The sequence below is a fragment of the Bacillus sp. 522_BSPC genome (genome assembly GCF_001076885.1).
GTDB lineage: Bacteria > Bacillota > Bacilli > Bacillales > Cytobacillaceae > Niallia > Niallia hominis.
This window is the reverse complement of record NZ_JVDT01000125.1, coordinates 1-6,117: the sequence shown is the minus strand read 5'-3', so window position 1 is coordinate 6,117 and position 6,117 is coordinate 1. Positions and strand designations below refer to the sequence as shown.

Below are 6,117 nucleotides of genomic sequence, written 5' to 3'. Positions count from 1 at the left end.
ATACTTTTCAAAATTATTTGAAGGAACATCATTTAGTAGGTAGTATGTCCAGACGAGGGAACTGTTGGGACAATGCGGTGATTGAATCATTTCATTCAAATTTAAAGACAGAGGAATTCCAATATTGTAAGTTTAATACCCTAGCTAATTTAGAAGTTATTTCTAGAATAGATGGGTACATTCATCATTACAACGAGGGTAGGATTCAAGCAAAATTAGGCTACTTAACTCCAATAGAATTTGGATTAAAGGCAGCTTAAAGGATTTCGGGGTTATCCACTTTGCATGTAGAAAAGACATGCACTTTATTTGGAGATGCGGGCATGATAGCCTATTATGGCTAAGCCAGATTCTCTTTGAGATATCTGGCTTCCTGGCTAAAGAATCTATGCCCGCAGAGGCTCCAAGTAAAGTGACAAAGTGCCTGAACTATTTCCAGTAAAGAACCAATATCAAATTAATGAAAAAGTGTTAAATTTAATATGGATAGGTGTTTTATATATGTCTCATTTGGCTAGGTCAGTTCACTGTGCTTGCTTTTTTACTATATTTCATTGTTATGCCTTTAGCCAAGCATTAGCAAGCATTAGAGCTCCTTTCGCTGCTTCTGTATGAGCTAATGCATGGAGCATCACAAAGTCATGAATGATTCCACCAAAGCGAGCAGCTGTTACATCTACTCCTGCCTCACGAAGCTTATTGGCATAGGCTTCCCCTTCATCTCTTAATACATCTGCTTCTGCTGTAATGATTAAAGCCTTTGGCAGACCACTTAATTGCTCTTTTGTTGCTCGTAAAGGGGATGCTGTAATTTCCGCTCTTTCTTCTTCGTTTGTAGTGTATTGGTCCCAAAACCATTGCATTCCATCTTTTCTTAAAAAGAAACCTTCTGCAAACTGTTGATAGGATTCTGTTTCAAAAGATGCATCTGTTACAGGATAAAATAACAATTGCTTTTTTATAACGGGACCTTTACGTTCTTTTGCCATTAACGTGATTGCCGCAGACATATTCCCTCCGACACTATCACCTGCGACAAAAATATTATTTGTATCAAAGTAATAGTCTGCTCCTTTTTCTGCAACCCATTCCAATACTGTATATACTTCTTCTATTGCAATCGGATATCTTGCTTCAGGAGATAGGCTGTAATTTGTAAATACAACCGCTGCATTTGACCCAACCGCTAGTTCACGAATTAAACGATCATGTGTATGGGCATTTCCAAATACCCATCCTGCACCATGTGTATATAAAATAACTGGTAGTTTAACTGCAGATGTATGCTCTGGACGGACAATTTTAATGGAAACTTGATTCGTTGGTCCACCCTCAATAAACAATTCCTTTACTTCCACAGGTAATTTTTCTATCTCTCCAGATTGTACTTCATCTACTGCGACTCTTCCTTGTTCTGGCTCCAAATCGAATAAATATGGAGGGTTAGCCGTATCTTCTGTAAACTTTTTAGCCGCTGGTTCTAATATAATTTGATGTTTGTTTTTCATGATTATCTGCTCCTTATAATTTTCTAAAATTAAATTGCTCACAACTAAAATAATTAAAATTTTTTACTCCTATTCGCTATATGATTTCTTCTCATTAGCATAGAGAGTAACATTTTATAACTTATGGTTAAAAATTATAAAATTAAATTGTACACAACTTAATTTTATAATACCCATTTCCCTTCTTTAAGTCAACCTATTTTAAAAAAAAAGCTGAATAAAAAGTCTTTTCTAAAAACCTTTTGCCTCAGCTCTTCACACTATTACAAACTTTCTACTACCCCTTCTAACACTTCTTTTGCATTTTGGACATGATCACTATCTTCTGATTTCACCATTTTCACAAGAAAGCTTCTCATTAGTCGCATTTTGAGCCCTTTAACATGAACGGTTCCTGCAAACTCTACTTGAGTACCTTCAGGAATCTCTGAAAAACGATATGCATAGTCAATAGTTAATCCATTCGAGCTACTACGTCGTGTAAACCTTACATTTTTTTCATAAGATAAATATTCTATTTCTGCATACACCTTATTACCCCGCACATTTCTAACTTCTGTATATTTTGTACCGACGCCTATCGGCTCATCTGTTTTTTTCTCTGTTGATTCCACTTTATTCATATATTCTGGAGCATTTGCCATATCTGCAAAATAGGCAAACACTTCTTCAATGGGCTCACAAATAATTACACTCGCATTAAAATCAGCCATTTTTCCACCTCAATAGGATCTCTCTTTTTTAATTTAATTATTTCTATTATAGCGAATACCATATGGAATTGAATAATTGATTTCAAAAGTTCCATGGAATGTAAGCAGATATTTATTGAAAATGAGTGATTACTCACTTTACAAACTATTTCTTCTATCGTAATATATGAAGTGAGTAATCACTCACAAACTTAGAAAGGTGGTCTTTACATGATTGTACCATCCATTGTTTCTGTTAAAAATCTTTCCAAATCATTTGAAAAAAAACGAATTTTAAATGCTATCGACTTACAAGTTTATCCTGGCGAAATTTTAGGATTGCTCGGTCCTTCAGGAGCTGGAAAAACAACACTTATAAAAGAGATTATTGGTTTAGATTTACCTGATAATGGTTCCATTCATGTATTGGATGAAAAAATGCCAAATCTGAACATAATGTCAAAAATCGGATATATGGCACAAGCTGACGCTTTATACCAAGATTTAACCGCTAGAGAAAATCTTGATTTCTTTGCTAGATTATATGGATTAAAAGGAATAGAGAAGAAAAATAGAATCGAAAGTACTGCCATTTTAGTAGAGTTGTCTGAACATCTTTCCAAGCCTGTATCCCAGTATTCAGGGGGAATGAAAAGAAGGTTATCTATTTGTATTGCACTGTTAAACAATCCAAAGCTTCTTATTTTAGATGAGCCTACAGTAGGGATTGATCCAATTCTCCGAAAAGCTATCTGGCAAACCTTCAACAAGCTTAAAGAGAATGGGACGTCGATTATTGTAACTACACATGTTATGGATGAAGCAGAAAAATGCGATCGACTAGGAATGATAAGAAATGGTCAACTTATTGCTATCGATACTCCAAGCAACTTGATGAGTAACTGTAATGCACAGACGATGGAAGAAGCATTTTTATATTATGGAGGTTTAGCAAATGAGAATTAATGCACTAGTATTGCGCATTATAAAACAGTTCTACCGTGACAAACGAACCCTTGCATTGATGATTTTAGCTCCTATTCTCATATTAACTTTAGTAAATCTAGTATTTAATGGGGATGACTATGAAACAAAAATAGGCTTAATTAATGTGCCTGAACCTATAAGTACAGCCTTTGAAAAAGAAGATTTACGAACCTCCATCTATAAATCGGAAGCAACAGCAATAGCCTCGTTAAAGGCTGGGGACATCGATGCTTATTTCGCTGTAGAAAATGGAAAGACCAAATTAATGGTAGAAGGAAGCGATCCCTCCATTAGCAAAGCAACCACAGCAAAGATACAGGGAGCCATGCAAAGTCTATCTCCTAATGAAGCAGCAATTGATGTAGACGCACTTTACGGCTCTATTGATATGAAACAATTTGATGCATTCGGTCCTATTTTACTTGGATTTTTTGCATTCTTCTTTGTTTTTCTAGTAGCCGGTGTATCCTTTTTAAGAGAAAGAACAACGGGTACATTAGAACGATTGCTTTCGAGCCCTATTAGAAGATGGGAGCTTGTTCTCTCTTATATCATTGGCTTTGGTTTATTCACAATGGTGCAATCAGGAATCATCGTCCTTTATTCGGTTTATGTACTTCATATGTCAAACGCTGGTTCCATTTTATATGTATTATTAATTACATTACTGCTGGCATTAGTAGCACTTACATTAGGAATTCTCCTATCGTCCTTTGCCAATAATGAATTACAAATGATTCAATTTATTCCTATTGTCGTTGTACCACAAGTATTCTTTTCTGGATTATTTAACTTAGATACGATATCTTCTGCTATTAGTTGGATTTCTTACTTAACTCCTCTATATTATGCAGCAGATGCCCTGCGAGAAGTAATGATTCGTGGCAACGGGTTTATGGAAATAGTAGGATATCTCGTTATATTGCTTGGCTATTCCATTGTCTTGATGATTATTAATATCTTTGCTTTGAAAAAATATCGCAGTATCTAAGTTATTACATTTTCCCTTCACTATCTTATATAATTAGAGTAGATTGTATGGATAAAGGAGTTTCCTATGAATAATAGCGAGAATATATTAGAGATTATTTTAAAAGAAGAACAATCGATAACAGATAAGCAGAAAAAAATATTGATAGCTGCCATTGATGCGTTTTCTGAGAAAGGTTATGCAGCCACCTCTACTAGTGAAATTGCAAAAATGGCAGGTGTGGCAGAAGGGACGATTTTCCGTCACTACAAAACGAAAAAAGATTTACTGCTAACGCTTCTCTCTCCACTATTAAGCACATTGATTGCACCAAGAGTGATTAAAGATTTTGACAAAGTGTTAAATGTTTCTCATCATAACTTTGAAGATTTTCTACGCGCAATTGTAAAAAATAGAATGGAATTTCTGCAAAAAAATAATACATTATTTAAAATTTTAATACAAGAAATCCCCTTTCATGATGATCTCCGTGAAACATTTAAAAATCAGATTGCCGTGAAAATCTTTGGTCGTTTTCAAGAAATCATGGAATCCTATAAAGAAAAGGGAGAGATTATTTCTATTCCTTCTTTTAGCTCTGTTCGTCTAACAGTTACTTCGATTATTGGTTACTTTATCGCTCGCCATATCCTCCTTCCCGATATACAGTGGGATGACGAAGAGGAAATCGAACGAACCATTCAGTTTATTCTTTTTGGATTAAAACCTCGTGAATAGGCCATTCTTATAAAAAAAACGGTGGATGAACTCATTAATACTAAGTTCATCCACCATTTTTTAATGCGAGCAAAAAATTTGCTGCCTCTTATACCTCTAATGCTTTTCTAATCGCTTGAGCTACGCCACTTTCTTCATTTGTTCCTGTCACAAAATGGCATTGACGTTGAATATCTTCCACTGCATTACCCATTGCTACTGCTCTGCCTGCTTTTTGAAACATGGAAACATCATTATAATTATCCCCAATTGCCATCGTGTTTGAAAGAGAAATATTACGAGCGTTCACAAACTTCTCTAGGGCCACTCCTTTTTGTGCATGAACAGAAGTAATTTCTAAGTTCTCCTTACCAGAAGCACTTATTGCTACCCCTACAAGCTTAGTCAACTCTTCTCTAACATTGCCTAAAACGATTGGATCAAAATGGAAGGCTAATAATTTATAAATAATTTGGTCATCATCTTCAAATAATTCTTCATAGCTATCTAATTGGTGAATAACCGCTAATCGTTCTTCAGCCGCTCTTTTTATCTCTTCCATATCCTTAACATGGCCACTCACAGTAAAGATATCCATAATAAGGGATCTGGCTACTGTTTTATCTACTGTATACGTACCTCTATTGGTGTAAACCTCATAATATACTTGATGTTTATGTAAAAGTTCCGCAATTTGTCTCGCTAGACCTTTACTTAATGGGTTCGTATCAACGATGACATGCTCATTTGTTCTTATTTCTGCCCCATTTGCACAAATCATCGGTGTGATAATTCCAGCATCCTTTAAAAGATCTCCAGCTTCTTCATACGCACGGCCAGTAGCAATTACTACTTCTACACCCTTAGCTTGTGCATCTTTAATTGCTTCTCGATTTTCTTCTGTAATTTCTTGCGTGGATGTTAATAACGTACCATCCATATCAATCGCTATACATCTAATCATCTAAACACCCTCAAATCTTTTATTCATCTTAATTATTTTCGAATTCTCATACTCCTGTATCATCATATCATGAAAGAACAAGCAACAAAAGGAAGAGAACTTTAAGAGTCGCTTGTCTTTTTGTAAATTATTTTGCGGATTCTGCGGCTTTTCTTGCAACTTCTGCATTTTTACTTGCAACTTTCTCAACTTACTTGCAACTTCTGCGGCTTTTCTTACAGCTTCTGCAACTTTTCTTGCAACTTTCTCAACTTACTTGCGACTTTAGCTGCTTTTCTT

General features: G+C 35.2%; 7 protein-coding genes. 4 read left to right on the top strand and 3 right to left on the bottom strand.

Annotation, left to right across the window (positions count from 1 at the left end):
* A partial coding sequence (locus ADJ83_RS10005; protein ID WP_048717499.1) for an IS3 family transposase occupies positions 1-260 on the top strand: 260 nt, incomplete at its 5' end.
* A gap of 297 nt (positions 261-557) precedes the next feature.
* On the opposite strand, the gene ADJ83_RS10000 is transcribed toward ADJ83_RS10005, so the two are convergent.
* Both ADJ83_RS10000 and ADJ83_RS09995 read right to left on the bottom strand, forming a co-directional pair.
* Positions 558-1,508, bottom strand: coding sequence for an alpha/beta hydrolase (locus tag ADJ83_RS10000; RefSeq protein WP_031540213.1), 951 nt, complete (start codon positions 1,506-1,508; stop codon positions 558-560).
* 263 nt (positions 1,509-1,771) lie between these two features.
* The gene (locus ADJ83_RS09995; RefSeq protein ID WP_031540212.1) at positions 1,772-2,221 is read right to left on the bottom strand and encodes an SRPBCC family protein; all 450 of its coding nucleotides are present in this window, start codon (positions 2,219-2,221) and stop codon (positions 1,772-1,774) included.
* A 210-nt stretch (positions 2,222-2,431) separates the two neighbouring features.
* Here ADJ83_RS09995 and ADJ83_RS09990 point away from each other — a divergent pair, with 210 nt between their 5' ends.
* The 3 genes from ADJ83_RS09990 to ADJ83_RS09980 all read left to right on the top strand — a co-directional run bounded on the left by ADJ83_RS09990 (position 2,432) and on the right by ADJ83_RS09980 (position 4,895).
* Positions 2,432-3,166: an ABC transporter ATP-binding protein gene (locus ADJ83_RS09990; protein WP_031540211.1), complete on the top strand. Its 735-nt coding sequence runs from the start codon at positions 2,432-2,434 to the stop codon at positions 3,164-3,166.
* Entirely contained in the window at positions 3,156-4,178 is a 1,023-nt protein-coding gene (locus ADJ83_RS09985) for an ABC transporter permease (protein WP_031540210.1), read from the top strand. Before ADJ83_RS09990 ends, ADJ83_RS09985 begins: the two co-directional genes overlap by 11 nt.
* 66 nt (positions 4,179-4,244) lie before the next feature.
* Entirely contained in the window at positions 4,245-4,895 is a 651-nt protein-coding gene (locus ADJ83_RS09980; protein WP_048717713.1) for a TetR/AcrR family transcriptional regulator, read from the top strand.
* An 88-nt stretch (positions 4,896-4,983) separates the two neighbouring features.
* Here ADJ83_RS09980 and ADJ83_RS09975 read toward each other — a convergent pair whose 3' ends face one another.
* Positions 4,984-5,838, bottom strand: coding sequence for a Cof-type HAD-IIB family hydrolase (locus tag ADJ83_RS09975; RefSeq protein WP_031540208.1), 855 nt, complete (start codon positions 5,836-5,838; stop codon positions 4,984-4,986).
* Between the last annotated feature and the right edge of the window lie 279 nt (positions 5,839-6,117).

What these genes read in the sequence shown, in the direction of transcription:
- ADJ83_RS09980 (WP_048717713.1), top strand. Translation starts at nt 4,245, where the DNA reads ATGAATAATAGCGAGAATATATTAGAGATTATTTTAAAAGAAGAACAA.
- ADJ83_RS09985 (WP_031540210.1), top strand. Translation starts at nt 3,156, where the DNA reads ATGAGAATTAATGCACTAGTATTGCGCATTATAAAACAGTTCTACCGT.
- ADJ83_RS09990 (WP_031540211.1), top strand. Translation starts at nt 2,432, where the DNA reads ATGATTGTACCATCCATTGTTTCTGTTAAAAATCTTTCCAAATCATTT.
- ADJ83_RS10000 (WP_031540213.1), bottom strand. Translation starts at nt 1,508, where the DNA reads ATGAAAAACAAACATCAAATTATATTAGAACCAGCGGCTAAAAAGTTT.
- ADJ83_RS09995 (WP_031540212.1), bottom strand. Translation starts at nt 2,221, where the DNA reads ATGGCTGATTTTAATGCGAGTGTAATTATTTGTGAGCCCATTGAAGAA.
- ADJ83_RS09975 (WP_031540208.1), bottom strand. Translation starts at nt 5,838, where the DNA reads ATGATTAGATGTATAGCGATTGATATGGATGGTACGTTATTAACATCC.